Here is a 15,188-nt window from a genome sequence, read left to right on the forward strand (position 1 = left end):
CTGAGCGTAGAGAACTCCATGATCACGCAGGCCCGTGCCCGTGCCGCATCCAGACCATCTCCCAGACGCACAGCGGCCACCTATTGCCGGTCGGTCTTAGAAGCTGTTGTCTTTCCGAAGGTGGTAGCTGCGTTTCCGCTGGTCAGGCATGAGGTCGGTGCTTCGGCGGGAGGGATGGCATGTCGTCTCTTTGGGTGGAGGTGCCGGATGCCGTCGGTGATGGGGTTGTTGGAGGAGCGGGAGCGTGCTGCTCGTCAGCGAGTGGAGATCCTGCAGGCCGAGCTGCGCGAAGCGGAGGCCGCGTGGCAGCGGTTCGTGACTGCTCGTGAGACGGTTGGTCAGGTCCTGGCGGAGCCCCGCGGGCGCGAGAGTGCTTCGGTTGCCGCGTCCCGGGAACGGCCCGTTCCGGTGGCGGGTGCGGTGCCTGGTTCGGTGGTGCCGACGTGGCGGGTCGGGCTCGACTCGACGGTGCTGGCGCCGGACTACCGGCGGCTTATGCACATCGTGGCCGACCCGGTGGTGTCGGGCGGGGAGGCGATGGACTGCCGGCAGCTTGCTGTCGCGTTCGGGCTCGCGCCGGTGCCGGCAAAGGTCGAGGGGGTCCGGTCGAAGGCAAAGCGCCTGGTCGCGCGGGGCTGGCTGGTCGAGGAGAGTCCGGGGTTGTTCAGCGTTCCCGCCGGGCGAGCCGGCGGCTCATGACCATGCTCATCGACCAGTGGATCATTGCCTCCGAACTGTCGGTGCGGGTCTCGTAGTCCCGAGCCAGGCGACGAGAGCGCATCAGCCACGCGAAGGTCCGCTCCACCAGCCACCTTTTCGGTAGCACGGTGAACCCGCGGGTGTCGTCGGTGCGCTTGACCACGGTCAGCGCGATCCGCAGGACAGTGCGGGCGACATCGATCAGCTGCCCGGTGTAACCGCCGTCGGCCCAGACCCGTGAGATGCGCCAGTGCCGTTCGCGTAGCCGGGCCAACAGTCCGGCTGCGGCTTCCCGGTCGGTTACCGATGCTGCCGTGACCATGACGGCCAGCAGCAGCCCGAGGGTGTCCACCACGATGTGCCGCTTACGGCCGTTGATTTTCTTCCCCGCGTCGAAGCCTCGCGTGGCGGCCGGCACCGACGCTGCCCCCTTCACCGACTGGGCGTCGATGACGCCCGCACTCGGCTCCGGATCCCGGCCCTCGGCACTGCGCAGGCGGTCGCGCAGCCGGTCGTGAAGTTCACCGATCATGCCCTTGTCCCGCCAGCGTCGCCAGAACGCATAGACCCGGTCCCACGCCGGGAAGTCCGCGGGCATCGCCCGCCAGGTGATGCCGCCGGCTACCAGATAGCGGACCCGTCGACCATCTGCCGGTGGCAGTAAGCCTCCGGCTGCCCGCCCCTGCCCTCCAGCCACCCCGGCACCGGCAGCAACTCCCGCACCACGGCCCACTCTGCGTCCGTCATATCCGACGGATAGCGTCGAACGCGTTGCGGACGATCGGCCGCGTTGCCGTACACGTGCGCGAGACAATCACACGACCGGGCAGGCGAGTTGGACGCAGCGATCAACGGCACGGAAGACTGCGGCACCAGGGCCTCCTGTTGCTCATGGACTTCGACACCCACGAGCTGTGCAGGAGGCCCTGCCTTCAAGCCCGGCAAGCCGGAAGATCACCCCACCGAGATACAGCAGTCGAACCCACGCTCATCATGATCGGTACGACAACGGGTTCTCATCCAGTCGGAGAGCATGTGGCTCCTCGGTGGCCCCATCAGATGCCCAGTAGCGAATGGCTTCGATGATCTCGCGGAGCTTGTCCAGCTCGTCATCTGGCCACGCGTAGTTCCAGGTGCCGGCACCACGGAAGTCCTTCTCAAACAGCTGACGCAAGGCGTCCAGCTCATCAGGACCGAACAACGGCACCAGGAAACCTTCGACCTGCCCCTGCCGACAAGCCGTTCCGCCGTACTGCTGCTGATAGACAACCCCGGTCTTCGCCTCGACAACCACATGCAGCCAGTCGCCGGCACTGATGCCGTCAGGGTCGAGGAAGACGAGGCGTCGAGAGCTCATGGCGACAGTCTTCCGGGCTGTCGACCACGAGCTCAACGACATATCACCCCTGCAAGATCAATTACGAGACACGACCTAGGCCTCAAAAGTGACCGAGCACCGCATTCGGCCCCGCTGGACAACCCCGGTGCACAGCCACAGCCCGGTTGCTCAGAACAGGGAGTCCCAGAGGACCGCTTCCGGGTCGGGTTCTTGTGGGTGGAGCATGCAGCGTCTGCAGCGCAGGAGTCCTGGTTCGTTGGTGCCGGAGGCGGCGGTCATCCACGGCAGGGACTCCATGGCGTGTGCGCGCTCGTCGTCGGCGAGGGCGTCGACGGTTCGGCGGAGCTCCTCGGGTGCGGATTGGTCGGTGAGGCAGAGCCAGCCGATCGCGGCCGCCAGGCGGGTTTCGGGGGCCTCCGTCCGGTCGTGCCAGCGTTCGCGCAGCCACGTGACGGTCGGCGGGTGCGGGTGGGCCCGGGTGATCTCGGCGGTGGCCAGGAGCAGGGCGGCGCGGACCATGACGTCACCTTCGGCGGCAAATCCGCCTGCCAAGGCGGTCCGGATGATGTGCTCGGGGTCGGCGGCGGTCGCCAGGACGTAGGCGGCGTCGACGCGGACGGTGGGGTCGGAGTCTGCGAGGAGGGGCAGGAGTACGGAGGTGTCGGTGGTGATCGCGGATCGGGCGGCGGCCACCGACCAGCCCGCCGGGTAGCCGGTCACCTCGTAGCCGTAGTCGTCGTGGGTGTCGGAGGCGTCGCGCCGGGGATCGTTGCGATGGAGGAGGAGTTCCTCGCGGGAGGCGACGCCGTGGTGCCGGGCACGGGCGGGGCCAGAGAGGACAGCGAGGGCGGCGGCGCGGTGTGGGTGGTGGGCGTCGGTGGCCAGGGGGATGAGGAACGGCACGGCGAGGGCGGCAGCGGCACGGCTGTCATTGGCGCACAGGCCCCACAGCACACCCGTCGCGTCCACGCCTGGTTCGCCGTCACCGCGCAGGAGGTGAACGGCCTTTCGGACGTCGTGCCCATGGGGGAAGTTGCCCCACGGGACGGCATCGAGGTCCAAGCGCAGTCGGGGTTCGGGCAGGATGCCGGCCACCACCGCCCGCACGTCGAAAGGGCCGCCCGAGAACAAGGCCAGGTCCGCCCCGTCCACCACTTCACGGCACATAGCGAACGTCGGATCGGTCCGCCAGTCCTTCACACCACACCCCACCGTTGAACCCCCGGAACTTGATCATGACGGGCCCGGCGGCCCACCGGAAGCCACTCACGCATCCTGCTGCCCCTGGACCTGATCACCATTGACGTACTCATCCTCATCAAGGGCGGCGTCTTCGGGCTGTGACCCAAGGGGCATCACCGGACCAGTTCGAATTTCTCACGCTCTCGGCGTGCCTCCCAAACCGGTGTACATGTGCTGTCCCTTCTCGTGGACAGAGCCATGCGGCGGATGCTGGTCGAGGACCAGACGCCCAACGCGCCTTTGTCGCACGGTGGGAACCACGTCCTGGTCGCTGAGGCCACCGACGGCACCCCGGTCGGCGTGGCGCACTGCGGACCCGCAGGCTGGATGTTCGACGACGACTGCATCAAGCCGTTCATGCGCCGCAAGGTCCTTGAACGGGTAGCGTCGGTGAACCACATCGCGGTACACCCCGGCCACCGAGGCCGGGGCATCGCCACCATCTTGCTCGCTCGCATCGAGCACGACTTCCGCGCCGCGGGCTACACGGCGCTGACGCTGCGCCACGACCGGAACCTGACCGGCTTCTACCAGGCCGCCGGGTACGTCAGCGGCTCGACCATGGCGTTGCACCTGCCACCGGTCGGCCTGGTCACCGAGTCCTCCCGGGAATGGCGGTACGCGATGAAGCCCCTCACCGAGCAGGGCAGCTTCATCACGGTGCGCGGCATCCGCGCCCTGACCGGCGTCCTCCCCGGCTGACCCCGGTCTGACGGTCCCGCACCCCGAGCGCACCCCGCGCCGGGGGCGGGGCCGTTGTCGTTCCCGGGCAGCGCCGCCCCGGGACCAGCGAAGCAGCCGAAGCGCCGCCGTCCGGCGGGGGGTTGACGGGGTTGCCCCCGCCCCGATCAGTGTCCAGGTCAGCGGGCCGGACCTCGCAGCCCCCGGGTGTGGATCGCCCCCCGTTCCGATCCCCTCGCGTGGCAGCGGCGTGGTCCGGCCCGCCCCAGGGCGGCCGTGCCCCCCGCCACCCCCTGCGGGGGGCACGGCCCCCGGGCTCTGGCGCGCTGCTCCCACGCAGCCGGCCACCACCCCGGGCGGGCGTGCCCGCGCAGCCGAACACGCGCCCCGCCGTGTGCCTGGGCGGGCACCCGCCGCAACGACACGACAAGGCAAGGCAAGGAGCCCGCATGAAGCGCATCACCGCCCCGAGGGACACGCCCACCGACCGGGCCATAAAAAGGGTCTGGCTACTGGAGAACCTGATCCACCACCCGCGCACCGCCACCGACGAACGTGCCGCCGCCGAACGCGCACTGAAACGCGCCATCGACGCAGCCCGCGCAAGCGGCCAGATCACGGCAACACCCGCGGCGGGGCCGGGCACCGGCGAGGCCTGGCAGGGCTACGGACTCCCCCCGATCCGCTTCGGCGCGAAGTACGAGCAGGTCAAGGGCCTGCGCCTGAAGGACATTGCCGCGATCATCCGCGAGGACATCAAGCTCGCCCGCAAGATCGACCGGATGATGGACGCCCCTGGAGCGGTCGCCGTCGTCGACGCGCTGACTCCGCTCGCGGCCATGCCGAAGCAGATCAAGGTCTCCGTCCGCACCGACTGGTCCTCCACCACCGGCGCGATCCGCGTCAAGGTCTACAACCTCCTCGACGGCTGGGGCTTCGTCCAGAAGCGGGACCGCATCACAGGCAAGAAGCAGTGGGTTTCCCTCGCCCGCGTTCCGACGTGTCCTGGACGCCCTCGCCGAGATCCACGCGGCCTACAACTACGACGGGTCGGACGGCAGGGTCGAGCACTACAACGTCAACTACTACGGTCGCGTCGAATGGGACTGGCGTGAGGAACCCCGCGAGACGCCTGCGCCGGCCTGACAGCGAGACCCCCGCGTCGGGCTGAGCTGACCCGCCCTCGCCTGACGGTCCCGCACCCCGCGCGTTGCCCACGCAGCGCCGGGTGCGGGGCCGCTCCCGTTTTCCCACGCACCGCCAGCTGGCCGCCGTCAACGACGGGCGCCGGGCTCACCGCCGCGGATCAACGCCGACGTCTGCACGCCCACCCAGTAGGACAACGCCGACCGGACATCGCCTCGCGCTCTCGGCGTGTGGCCCGGGGGCGGCCACGCTACCCGGCACCGCCTTACTGGACCTGCAGAAGTTCCACCATATGGTCGTCGACTGGCGGAGTTCCGACGGGCGGTAGGTAGAGGGTGGAGACCCCAGTAAGGTCTGCTGCCTGGATAGTGCCTACAGTCGTCCGCAGAATCCTCGGCGGGAGCAGGTGCACAGTCGAAGCGTCGTAAACGACGAGGTCGTGGTCATCCGGGTAGAACATCAGAAGGCGTTGGACAAGCAACGGAAAGTTCCGTTTCGAGTAGCCACCGAAATTAAATCCATCATCACCAACGCACTCCGCCTGCCAGATCAGGACATGGCTGAAGGGGTCCAGGGTGCGGGCATGGACTAGGAATTCGGTCGCGTCCATAGTCTGCATCCCGCAGGTCGAAGGATCGACACCGAGGTCCGCGACAAGACAGTCTTGCGCAGAGACGCCCGGGTGCATCTCCGCCCTGTAGCCCTCGGCTCGCGCGGTCGCAATGGCGATGTGTGGCGACCAAGCGAAGATCCCCGGGTGGCCGTAGAAAACGGCGCAAACATTTCGGCCATTTCGCACCTCGGTCATGATGGCATCGACCATCTCCTGGTAAGTGTCCAGACGTGGCTTGCCGTTCCCGTAAAGCCCGTAAAGGGAGTTCGACTGCGGGTTCAAACGATGGATCTCCCGTTCGGTGGCCGGGTCAGCAACGCAGTACAGGACGACGTCGGCCCGGCTGATCTGTGACCGTGTGTCGCTCGTCATGTCGGAGAGTGGCTTGATGCCACTTCCAACGACAACGAGCGCCCCCGATTGTCGTGGCGTGAAATCCGAGAAGTAGCGGATGGAGTCGGCGATCCTGATCCCGCTGTCCGCCCGCCAGTCGGTCTTGGTGGTTACCTGCGTCGTGTTGTCGTGCGTCGTATTGTAGGTGGTCGTGTCGAAAGTGTGGATGTCAATATTGTTCGTATTGTAGGTATTGGTGTTGAAAGTGGTCGGCTCCGAAATGCGGTCGCCGCGTTCCGGAATCTTGTCTGAGACGATGGGAGACAGGCCAGCGGTCTCAAGTTCGCGCACACCCTCCATGCGGATAGCGCCCTGGTTTCCGCTGAGCAAAGCGACTTCCTGAGCCTCGGTGAGGCCGCATGAACGGATAAGCTTCCGTGGATCGAGCTGGTAGCGCTCGAGCACTCCCGGATCGGACAGCGACGCGAGGAAGTCCGAGAAAGGTGTTGGCGCTGCCATGCCTGCCTCCAGATGGGATAATGTTGCCAGATCTGACTATTCCGATGGTTTAAAGCTCTGCCGCGGGCATCGGTTTCCCGGACTCCTATGCGGCCAGGCGCTTCAACCAACCCTAAAGAGCGTTGCGCTCTATTGCCTGGCGAACGTGCTTGGGGCTGCGTTGCCGGAGCTTCGGGACATGCGGAGCTGGCGCCTCTGACCGCGGTCGCGTTCGTGCTGCCCATCAGGGGGACGGGCAGACCGCACCGGGTGACTGGTCCCCGACGTACGTTGCCCGTTCCTCCCTTGTGAGGTCTCGGCCGACGGCCTCACAAATCTTTGTGATTGCTGCGGTTGGGTCAGGCGACTCAACGTCCCACAACCGCACCGTGTGGTCGCTGCTGCCGGTGGCCAGGGTGCGCCCGTCCCGGCTGAACGCCACCGAGTTCACGGGGCCGGTGTGGCCGGTGAGGGTGGCGCGGGCACGGCCGGTGACGGGGTCCCACAACCGCACCATGCCATCGTCACTACCGGTGGCCAGGGTGCGCCCGTCCCGGCTGAACGCCACCGAGTACACATGACCGGTGTGGCCGGTGAGGGTGACGCGGGTATGTCTGGTGGCGGGGTCCCACAACCGCACCATGCCGTCGCTGCTGCCGGTGGCCAGGGTATGTCCGTCGGGGCTGAACGCCACTGAGGCCACCGGACCGGTGTGGCCGGTGAGGGTGGCGCGGGCACGGCCGGTGGCGGGGTCCCACAACTGCACGGTTGTGTCGCTGCTGCTAGTAGCCAGAGTGTGTCCGTCGGGGCTGAACGCCGCCGAGTACACGAGATCGGTGTGGCCAGTGAGGGTGGCGCGGGCACGGCCCGTTTCGGGGTCCCACAACCGCACCATGCCATCGTCACTGCTGGAGGCCAGGATGTGTCCGTCGGGGCTGAACGCCACCACCGAATACTCGGGGTCGGGATGGCTGGTGAGGGTGGCGCGGGCACGGCCGGTGACGGAGTCCCACAACTGCACCGTGCCGTCGTCACCGCCGCTGCCGGTGGCCAGGGTGCGCCCGTCCCGACTGAACGCCACCGAAAACACGGGACCTGCGTGCCTGGTGAGGGTGGCGCGGGCACGGCCCGTTTCGGGGTCCCACAACCGCACCATGCCATCGTCACCGCCAGAGGCCAGGGTGCGCCCGTCCCGACCGAACGCCACCGACTCCACTGCGTCAGTGTGGCCAGTGAGGGTGGCGCGGGCACGGCCCGTTTCGGGGTCCCACAACCGCACCATGCCATCGCCGCTGCCGGAGGCCAGGGTGCGCCCGTCCCGACTGAACGCCACCGACTCCACTGCGTCAGTGTGGCCGGTGAGGGTGGCGCGGGTACGGTTGGTGGCAGGGTCCCACAGCCGCACCGTGCCATCGCTGCTGCCGGAGGCCAAGGTGTGTCCGTCGGGGCTGAACGCCACCGAGACCACCGGACCGGAGTGGCCGGTGAGGGTGGCGCGGGCACGGCCGGTAGCAAAGTTCCACAAACGCACCGTGCCATCGACGTTGCTCGTGGCCAGGGTGCGCCCGTCCCGACTGAACGCCATTGAGCTCACGACGCCGGCGTGCGTGGTGAGGGTGGCGCGGGCACGGCCCGTTTCGGGGTCCCACAACCGCACTGTGCCGTCGTCGTTGCTGGAGGCCAGGGTGCGCCCGTCCGGGCTGAACGCCACCGAGATCGCTGCGCCAGCGTGACTGGTGAGGGTGGCGCGGGTACGGTTGGTGGCAGGGTCCCACAACCGCACCGTGCCATCGAGGCTGCCGGTGGCCAGGGTGTGTCCGTCGGGGCTGAACGCCACCGCGCGCACGGGACCGGTGTGGCCGGTGAGGGTGGCGCGGGCACGGGCGGTAGCAAAGTTCAAGGCACGGCCGGTAGCAAAGTTCCACAGCCGCACCGTGCCATCGTCACTGCCGGTGGCCAAGGTGTGTCCGTCGGAGCTGTACGCCAGCGAATACACGAGATCGTTGTGCTCGGCGAGGTTGGCGCGTGTACGGCCCGTTTCGGGGTCCCACAACCGCACCGTGCCATCGACGCCGCTGGTGGCCAGGGTGTGTCCATCGTCGCTGAACGCCACCGAGAACACGGCGCCAGCGTGCCCGGTGAGGCGGCGTAGGAGGGGGAGACCTGCTGCCGTGTTAAGGGTGGCGGTGGCTTCGGCGGTGGGGCTGGTTCGATAGGCCTGGACGGCGAGCAGGGAAGCCAGATCGGGATTGGTGTCGAAGAGCGCGTCGGATTGGGAGGCAAGTTGCCGGGACAGGGCCTGGTGTTGGGCGGTGATGGCGGCCTGGCGCTGGGTGAGTGCGCTCTGGCGTTGCCAGAAGGCGAGTCCGGCGGCAATGAGGGCCAGAATGAGGACGCCGGCGAGGACGGCATTGATGCGTCGGGTGCGGCGGATAGCGGCTCGTTCATTGCGGTCGCTGGCGGCGACGAACGCGGCGATGGTGCCAGGCAGTCGGCGCTGGCGGGCCCAGTCCAGGCCCTCGGCCAGGTCGGTACCGTGCAGCAGGTCACCGGGGCTGTTGCCTTGAGCCCAGCGGGCCTGTTGTTCCTCGGCGCGACGAAGCCAGGTGTGGAAACGTCGGTCTTGGTCGACCCAGTCGCGTAGTTCGGCCCAGTCTCTGGTGAGCGTGTCGTGGGTGAGTTCGGCGACCATGTCGGTGGGCGGGGGGCCGGGGACGCGGGCGGAGGTGGTGATGATGCGGTGGCGGGTGAGTGTGGCCAGGACCGCATCGGTGATTTCGTCGGGGGGCTGCGATGCGGTTTGGGGGGTGTCGGCGGCGAGTTCCCGCAGGGCGTCGAGGGGAACTTGCTGGCGGGTGGCGGGGATGTGCCGGGCGGGGTCGGGTGGGTGTACCAGCGCGGTGAGGATTCTGCGGGCGGTGTCGCGGTGGCTGTCGGGCAGCGTGTCGATCGCGGAGTTGCACCAGTTGGCCAGGCTGCCAGTGATCTGGCCGACCCGCTCGTAGGCGGCATGCGTGAGGCGGCCGTCGGTGCGGCGTTCCCACAGCAGGCCGAGGGCGAGTTCCAGCGGTGCCAGCAGGGTGACCGGCGCTCGCCGCGTGGAGGTGCCGTGGTGATCTGCGGCCAGGACGTCGGTGATGATGCGCTCGGGCAGGCCCTCTTCGAAGCGTGCACCGACGGTCCGAGCAGGCTGGATGATGATGGCGTGCAGGTCCTGCGCGCTGAGTGTGGCAGGCACATTGACCAGCCCAGGCGCTGCGGCGTCGAGAAGTTCCGGGGCCAAGGCGGCCAGCTGCGGGTAGAAGTCGTCTCGCATGATCAGGATCACGCTGATCGCCGCGCGAGAGCCGATGACGGCCGCGACCTGCTCCAGCGTTTCTGCGGCCGCACGGGAGCGGCCCTCGCTGGCCCGCGGTTCCGCAACTAGGGTCGGGATGGCGGCGGGCTGGGTGAAGACTTCTTCGAACTGGTCGATGACCAGCACGATCCGCTCGCAGTCGGGTTCAGCGGCCAGACGGTGCTGTAGTGCAGAGGCGATGCCGTCGGTACGGGCGCCAGGCAGTCCGTGGCGTTCCAACTCGGTCAGTAGATCCCGGCCGGGGCGGGGCACGAGGACAGGCAGCCACCGGTCGCTGCCGGGCAGCCGGCCGCTTTCAAGTGCGGGCAACACCCCCGCCTGCATCAGGGAGGACTTGCCCGACCCGGAGGGGCCGAGCAGGAGCAGAACTCGCCGGGTTTCGGAGAGGGCCGACAGCACCGTCTCTACCGCGGTGTCACGTCCGTGGAACCACGCGGTGTGCTCGGCGGTGAAGGGTTCCAGGCCCCGGTAGGGGCTTACGTCACGTTCGACCAGGTCGGGCCAGACCTCGCGCAGGATCTCGGTAGGCGTGGCGTAGGCGATGCCCTGGCCGCGAAGGTGCCCGTCGGGTGCGGTGATAGCAGTGACCATGCCGATCACCAGGCCGGTCACCTCATCGACAACGGGGCCGCCGCTGAACCCCTGGGTCAGGTCGTTGGCCCCGGTCAACTGCAGCAGCCCGCCCCCACCGTCCGGGTCGGTGGGAGGCAGGAGGTCACCGGCCGTCGCGTAGCCGAAGTGCCCACCCGGCGGGGCCTGGGCGGGAAACCCGAAGGAGCGCACCCGATGCCCGCGGCACCCGGCCGCCGACCCCACCGGCAAGGGTTCCACCGTCGCCGGTACGTCGCTCAGGCGGATGATGGCCACGTCGTCGCCGTCCGAGGCCCGCCACGGCCCGATCAACACCTGCCCCTCGGCCTGAGGAGCCCCTTCCGCACGAGGGAAGACCAGCCGCACCCTGTCGCCGGGGCCATGGCCGCCGGCACGCACCACATGCGCGCAAGTGACCACCACGTCCTGACCGATCAGGAACCCCGCCCCAGCCACGCCGCCTTCGGCGGACAGAATCTGGGCAACCGCCGCCTGGATCCTGGGCCCGGGCCCCCTGCTAGAGGCCGAAGCAACGGCGTTCGTCGAAGTCACCGAAACCCCTTGGGGTCAGGAAGCGTCTGCGCCGGACGCGCCGTGCCAGGACACGGTCACCCTCAGGTGACAGCCGGCCTCGCTCTTGGCGATCACCGCGCCGGCCTGAGCTGCCAAGTCGACCCCGAATTCCACCTCGACCTCGTCCGGGCCGGCCTTCCGCAGCTGTTCCAGCGCGGCCCGGGCCATCTCGGTGACAGGTCCGAGCGCCTGCTGCAGCGTCTGCGGCAGCTCGTGGATCACCTCGCTGACCCGTCCGGCCTTCACCGGCCCGTCGGATATCTCCGGGGCCTCGAACAGAATCGAACCCCCACCCTCCAGCGGAAGACGCGCAAGACTACGCATCGGCCCCTCCCCCTCAAAAATCAGGCCGTACCCGAGCGTCCAAGACCCGTTCCGTCAAGGTAGCGGACCAGGCCAACCACGTCCCGTCATTGGACGACTACGGATTGAGTGGCGGGCCCTCGCTGCGCCTGCATCGGCGGTGCCAGACACCGTCTCGCGGGCGGCGCAGGTCGCCGAGGACCTTACGATCTACACCGCCGTCGCCGGCGCGTACCCGACGTGGAGCGCGTTCGCGGAAGCCCTGGATGCCTACGCCCGTGAGCAGGCCGAGACCGGACCGGAAGCCACCTGCCCCGGCGCCGTCGCCAGCATCGCCCGCGCCATGGCCCTGCAGAACGCGCTGTACGACCTTGGCGAGCGCAGCGCCCGTTCCGGGATCTCCCGCACCTTCGGCGACTTCGCCCAGGGCAACGGGCCGTACCAGTTGACCATCCGCGCAGGCGATCTCCTCATCACCTGCCACGACGGAGGCGCTTACGGCCCGCTGCCCGACAGCAGTTGGGACCGGCCCGTGTACGACGTCGCCCGACGCTTCCTCGCCTGGACGCGGGCCAACCCCCGCGACTGACCACCCCCACAGCAGGCCCGGCGCCCACGGCCCCGTACCCCGCGTTGCTCACGAAGCGCCGGGTGCGGGGCCGCTCCCGCTCCCCGCCCCGGACAGCCAGCTCCGCGCCGGCCAGCGGCGGGCACCGCGCCGTGGCTGCCCCCGGCGTGGGGGTTCGACTCGACCGGCCCGGTGCTGAGTCTGCCCGGCCGATGGTCTCCTCGCGAGCGAGGCTGTGGGGGACCCGCGTCGTGCGGCGGTGGACGTCGATGGTGGGGGCTGGTAACCGGCCCCGCGACGACGTACCGGCTTGTCCGGCCTGCCCCTCGCTGGGGGGCGGGCGGTCGTCATGTCCAGTCCCGGGCCGGGTGGGAGTGGCGGGTGTTTCGGGAGAGAGAGCCCACGCGCCGCCCCCCGCTCACCGGATCAGGCCATCTGGGGACGGCTAGCGGCTCCTGGTGCCCGGCTTCCGCCCCAGCTCCGACCGCCCTGCCTTGACGTGGTCAATGCAGACGAATCGTTCGAAGGGTCGACGGAACAGACCCCGCACCCTAAGGGCTGTCCCGCAATTGGTCTCTAAAGCCCCGGCCCACCAGCCGGGGCTTTCGCATGTCCCGACCCGCGCCGGATCGTCCTGCGCTCGACTTCAAGGACGACCCCGCGTGGATCACCTGCTCTCCATCCTGTCCGCAGCCGAGGAGGCGGGAGTCGGCCCCGACGTCAGCAAGGTGATAGGCAAACTCGGCCAGTACGGCCCCGTCGGCCTCTTCCTGATCCTGCTGCTGATCGGCTTCATCGTGCCGAAGTGGGCCATAGATGCCCTGACCCGCGAGAAGGACAACTGGCGTACGGCCTTCGAGCAGGAGCGGGCTGCCCACCAGGTCACCCGGGAACAGCTCGCCAAGGCCGAGGAGCGCGGGGATGTGGCCATCGAGCAGGGGAAGGCGATGACCAGGCGATGGCCGAGCTGGTCGACGGCATCGACTCCCGCTCACAGGACTGGAGGTCTCTCAGCCGCTTTCCCACTGGTGCGCTGCGGCAGCACGCCATTCCACCCAGCGCGGGTCGTCGACCACCAGGCCCGGCTCTGGCAGCCCGGCAGACCGCAGGATCAGCAGCAGGTCGTGCTCGGAGAACGCAGTGCCGACGTAGTCATCCTCCATCCGGCCCGCATGGTGCATCGTCACCAGCCGACCACCGCTCGGCGACAGGCCGTGCACCACAAACCGTGCGCCTTCCATGATGTCCAGCGTGCCGCACAACGGTGAGCAGCACTCGCTCAGCGAGAAGCCGGCGTCTGCTGCACGGTGGTGGCGCCCGCCGTTGGAGTGGACGTCAACGCCGCAGTGCCGCGCCTTCAGACGGCGGCACCGCACCAGCTTCAGTGTTGACGATGCGCACTGCACGGCCGTCACGTCCAGTGCGCACCGGCGGGACCCCGCCCCCCTTGGGGCCCGCCCCCCGCCCCCACGACACCTGCACACAGGGCCCGTGTGGGACCGCGCCACTGCTTCAGGAGGAGTGCTCGCCGGGCGCACCCTGCCGCTCGTCGAGGTGATGGCCTCCCACACCCAGGTCGGCGCGAAGACGTCCCGCTGCTCTGGCAACCCATCGCGAGTAGGCCCGGTCGTCATGACCGGGCCTACTCGTATGACACTCACGCATCACAAACAGAACCACGGTTCTGCTAGTGTCCCCCCATAAGCAGAACAGCAGTTCTTTTTGTGGGGGGTGTTGTGCCTCGGCTCACCGACGCGCGCAAGGAACTTCGGCGTACTCAGATCGCCGAGGCCGCCGTCCGCTGCTTCAGCCGCGACGGCCTGGAGCGGACCTCGATCGCCGACATCACCGCCGAGTCCGGCCTCTCGGCTGGCTCGATCTATGCGCACTACCGCAACAAGGCCGACCTGGTCCGGGTCGCCGCCCGCAAGGTGCTCGCCAAGCGCGCCGATGTCCTCGGCGAATACGCCGCGGCCGACGCCCCACCCGGCCCCGACGAACTGCTCTCCCGCTTGATCGCCGCGATCGACCCGGCCGAGGCTCGGGTCGGCGTGCAGACCTGGGGAGAGTCGACCACCAACCCGGCCATCCGCGACATCGTCGTCGACATGACTGACCGAATGCGCGCGATGCTGCACGACTGCGTCACAGCCTGGCTCGTCAAGGTCGAGCACCATGAGCCGACCCAAGCCCGGGAGCGCGCCACTCCGATCGCCCACCGGGTCATGGCGCTCTACCAGGCCGAACTGCTGTACACCGCCTTGCAATCACCGACTGAGGAGACAGCGTCATGACCACCGCGACCGCTTCGTTCGCCGGCCGCATCGTTTTGCGCGTCGGCTACGGTGCCTTGCAGCTTGAGCGGCTGCACGACCGCCGTGGCGAGGCCGTCGCGCTGCTGCGCCGCGCGGTCGAGTTGGGCGTCGACCACGTGGACACTGCCGAGTTCTACGGCTTCGGTTTCGCCAACGCCGTGATCCGCGAGGCACTGCGCCCCGAGGACGACGTCCTGGTGGTCACTAAGGTCGGCGCTGACTCCAACCCGGGCGGGCGCGTGCCGTTGCGTCTGGCGCAGCGGCCCGAGCAGCTGCGCGCCAGCGTCGAGGACAACCTGCGCAGCCTCGGCGTCGACCGGCTCGCGGTCGTCAACCTCCGCCGCCTGGACACCGGCCCCGGGCTGCGTCCTGAGGGCGATCAGGTCGTCGACCTCGACGACCAGCTCGCGGTGATGACTGCCCTGCGCGACGAGGGCAAAATCGGTGCGATCGGTCTGAGCAGCGTCACCCTCGACGGCCTGCGCCGCGCCCTGCCGGCCGGCATCGTCTGCGTGCAGAACGCGTACAGTCTCGTCTCCCGGGCCGACGAGGACATGCTGCGGTTGTGCGCGGCCGAGGGCATCGCCTGGGTGCCGTTCTTCCCGCTCGGCGGGGTCTTCCCCGGTCTACCCAAAGCGACCGACGAGCCAGCGGTGCACGCCGTGGCCGAGTCCCTGGGCGCCACGCCCTCCCAGGTCTGCCTCGCCTGGCTGCTGCACCACGCCCCGAACGTGCTGCTCATCCCCGGCACCGCCAACGCCGCCCACGTGGAGGCCAACATTGCGGTCAGCGAGATCACCCTCGACGCCGCGATCCTCGCCACCCTCGATGCCATCGAGTCCCGCTCCAACGACGTCCCTATCGGCTGACCGGAACCAACGCGACCCGGCTCGCGACCGCACCACACGCCGGACACCCTGACGCACCGC

General features: G+C 68.9%; 12 protein-coding genes and 1 pseudogene. 7 read left to right on the top strand and 6 right to left on the bottom strand.

Going from position 1 to position 15,188, the window contains the following annotated elements; translation table 11 throughout:
* The first annotated feature begins 207 nt into the window (after positions 1-207).
* Positions 208-699: a hypothetical protein gene (locus PV364_RS36735; protein WP_319665267.1), complete on the top strand. Its 492-nt coding sequence runs from the start codon at positions 208-210 to the stop codon at positions 697-699.
* On the opposite strand, the pseudogene PV364_RS36740 reads toward PV364_RS36735, so the two are convergent.
* The 3 genes and pseudogenes from PV364_RS36740 to PV364_RS36755 form a co-directional block, all read right to left on the bottom strand.
* Positions 665-1,446: pseudogene (locus PV364_RS36740) on the bottom strand (IS5 family transposase). The gene PV364_RS36735 and the pseudogene PV364_RS36740 overlap by 35 nt on opposite strands.
* A gap of 244 nt (positions 1,447-1,690) precedes the next feature.
* Positions 1,691-2,056 carry a DUF6210 family protein gene (locus PV364_RS36750; RefSeq protein ID WP_319665270.1) on the bottom strand — a complete coding sequence of 122 codons (366 nt, stop codon included), beginning with the start codon at positions 2,054-2,056 and terminating at the stop codon, positions 1,691-1,693.
* 150 nt (positions 2,057-2,206) lie between these two features.
* Entirely contained in the window at positions 2,207-3,238 is a 1,032-nt protein-coding gene (locus PV364_RS36755) for a hypothetical protein (RefSeq protein WP_319665271.1), read from the bottom strand.
* Positions 3,239-3,478: 240 nt separating this feature from the next.
* Between PV364_RS36755 and PV364_RS36760 the strand changes: the two genes are divergently transcribed.
* Positions 3,479-3,982 carry a GNAT family N-acetyltransferase gene (locus PV364_RS36760; protein ID WP_319665272.1) on the top strand — a complete coding sequence of 168 codons (504 nt, stop codon included), beginning with the start codon at positions 3,479-3,481 and terminating at the stop codon, positions 3,980-3,982.
* 428 nt (positions 3,983-4,410) lie between these two features.
* Complete coding sequence (locus PV364_RS36765) at positions 4,411-5,076, top strand: hypothetical protein (protein WP_319665273.1); 666 nt, start codon at positions 4,411-4,413, stop codon at positions 5,074-5,076.
* Between the two features lie 296 nt (positions 5,077-5,372).
* Here the strand turns inward: PV364_RS36765 and PV364_RS36770 are convergent, their stop codons facing one another.
* The 3 genes from PV364_RS36770 to PV364_RS36780 form a co-directional block, all read right to left on the bottom strand.
* Complete coding sequence (locus tag PV364_RS36770) at positions 5,373-6,572, bottom strand: SAM-dependent methyltransferase (RefSeq protein WP_319665274.1); 1,200 nt, start codon at positions 6,570-6,572, stop codon at positions 5,373-5,375.
* Between the two features lie 223 nt (positions 6,573-6,795).
* Positions 6,796-11,052: a trypsin-like peptidase domain-containing protein gene (locus PV364_RS36775; protein WP_319665275.1), complete on the bottom strand. Its 4,257-nt coding sequence runs from the start codon at positions 11,050-11,052 to the stop codon at positions 6,796-6,798.
* Between the two features lie 15 nt (positions 11,053-11,067).
* Positions 11,068-11,397, bottom strand: a complete 330-nt coding sequence (locus tag PV364_RS36780; RefSeq protein ID WP_319665276.1) for a CU044_2847 family protein — start codon at positions 11,395-11,397, stop codon at positions 11,068-11,070.
* A 139-nt stretch (positions 11,398-11,536) separates the two neighbouring features.
* Between PV364_RS36780 and PV364_RS36785 the strand changes: the two genes are divergently transcribed.
* The 4 genes from PV364_RS36785 (at position 11,537) to PV364_RS36800 (ending at position 15,128) form a co-directional block, all read left to right on the top strand.
* Complete coding sequence (locus PV364_RS36785; protein WP_319665277.1) at positions 11,537-11,965, top strand: hypothetical protein; 429 nt, start codon at positions 11,537-11,539, stop codon at positions 11,963-11,965.
* Positions 11,966-12,606: 641 nt separating this feature from the next.
* Entirely contained in the window at positions 12,607-13,212 is a 606-nt protein-coding gene (locus tag PV364_RS36790) for a hypothetical protein (protein ID WP_319665278.1), read from the top strand.
* A 468-nt stretch (positions 13,213-13,680) separates the two neighbouring features.
* Entirely contained in the window at positions 13,681-14,238 is a 558-nt protein-coding gene (locus tag PV364_RS36795; RefSeq protein ID WP_319665279.1) for a TetR/AcrR family transcriptional regulator, read from the top strand.
* A complete protein-coding gene (locus tag PV364_RS36800) occupies positions 14,235-15,128 on the top strand; it encodes an aldo/keto reductase (protein ID WP_319665280.1) in 894 nt (297 codons plus the stop codon). The genes PV364_RS36795 and PV364_RS36800 overlap by 4 nt, the downstream gene beginning before the upstream one ends.
* The last annotated feature ends 60 nt before the right edge of the window (positions 15,129-15,188 follow it).

The sequence above is a fragment of the Streptomyces sp. MI02-7b genome (genome assembly GCF_033793585.1).
In the GTDB taxonomy this organism is placed as follows: Bacteria; Actinomycetota; Actinomycetes; order Streptomycetales; family Streptomycetaceae; genus Actinacidiphila.